This window comes from Oleiphilus sp. HI0123 (assembly GCF_001635315.1).
Map to the genome: position 1 here is coordinate 1 of NZ_LWGE01001654.1, position 1,299 is coordinate 1,299.

At 45.7% G+C, this 1,299-nt stretch carries 1 protein-coding gene and 1 pseudogene; both read right to left on the reverse strand.

Annotated elements, in window-relative coordinates:
* On the reverse strand, positions 1–730 hold a 730-nt coding region (gene tsaD / locus A3761_RS22265; protein ID WP_068750911.1), incomplete at its 3' end, for a tRNA (adenosine(37)-N6)-threonylcarbamoyltransferase complex transferase subunit TsaD.
* A gap of 27 nt (positions 731–757) precedes the next feature.
* Positions 758–1,299: pseudogene (locus A3761_RS28065) on the reverse strand (exopolyphosphatase); the annotation flags it as partial.

Genomic DNA, 1,299 nt, shown 5'->3' on the forward strand with positions numbered 1-1,299 from the left:
CGATCCTTGCCTGATCATCTTTATCCAACTCTTTCTTAGCACGGACATCATTTACCGTGTTCAAGGTAAAAGTTTTCAGGCCACTAAAACTAAAATCCAGTCCTGGCCGATCTGTCATTGGACGGGGAAATCGATAAGGTGTTCCACCAAGCTCTGTTCGGGCATATTCAGCCAGTTTCGCAATTCGGGGACCTCCCGGGTAATCGAGCCCTAACATTTTCGCCGCTTTATCAAAGGCTTCACCTGCCGCATCATCTAATGACTCACCCAGAATTTCATATTCACCAATAGACTGCACTGAAACCAATTGAGTATGGCCACCCGATACAAGTAAACCAATAAAGGGGAATTCCGGTGGACTATCTTCTAGCATCGGCGCCAGTAAGTGTCCTTCCATGTGGTGTACACCGATAATGGGGATATCAAGCGCCATCGCTAAGGCATTCGCAATGGAAGCACCGACCATCAGCGCTCCTACTAATCCCGGCCCTGCAGTATAGGCAATCGCATCAATATCGCCCTTCTCTAGCCCAGCTTCTTTGAGAATAGCGTCTATTAAAGGAATGGTTTTTCTTACATGATCTCTAGAAGCTAATTCCGGGACAACACCACCATAGTCCGCATGCATCTCTACTTGGGAATATAACTGGTGTGCAAGCAAACCTTTCTCACTATGATATAAAGCAACACCGGTCTCATCGCAAGATGACTCAATACCTAAAACAATCATTAAGAATCTCGTGTAGTTGGAAAGTCGTCAATCTTTAGCTAGCAGTAGAAGAAAGCCCTGCTTACGTAACAAGTCTTGCTCTAACTCCAAGATCGACGTATTTAAGGGATTTGCCTCAAACCAGCCTTTCCCCATACTAAGGGATAAGCACTCGTCCTGAGCCCTTAGGGTGAAATCCGTTTCAGCTTGATTACGTTCTGCTGTCAGCGCAACCGCCAGTCTGAATATTGTGCACAGGCGCTTCAGTGTTTGCGTTTCCTGTTTACTCATTCCAATAAAAGGCTCATCACTAAATTTCCGTCTGTGAGTACGTACTATCACAGAAAGGTGCAGCTGAGTTAATCTCGAGAAACCTGGTAGGTCAGAGTGATAAACGAGATAAGCACCATGCCGGTGGTATTGTGCATGAGCAATAGAGTGCCCAACCTCAAAAACCCGGCTTGCCCAACGTAGTAGATTTTCACATTGCGGTAAGGCTATATCCCAATACGAAGCAATTTGCTTGTATGCATGAAGCGCTGTTTTCTCTACTCTTTCAGCGTGTTCAACATCAATAGCATAGCGAGCCT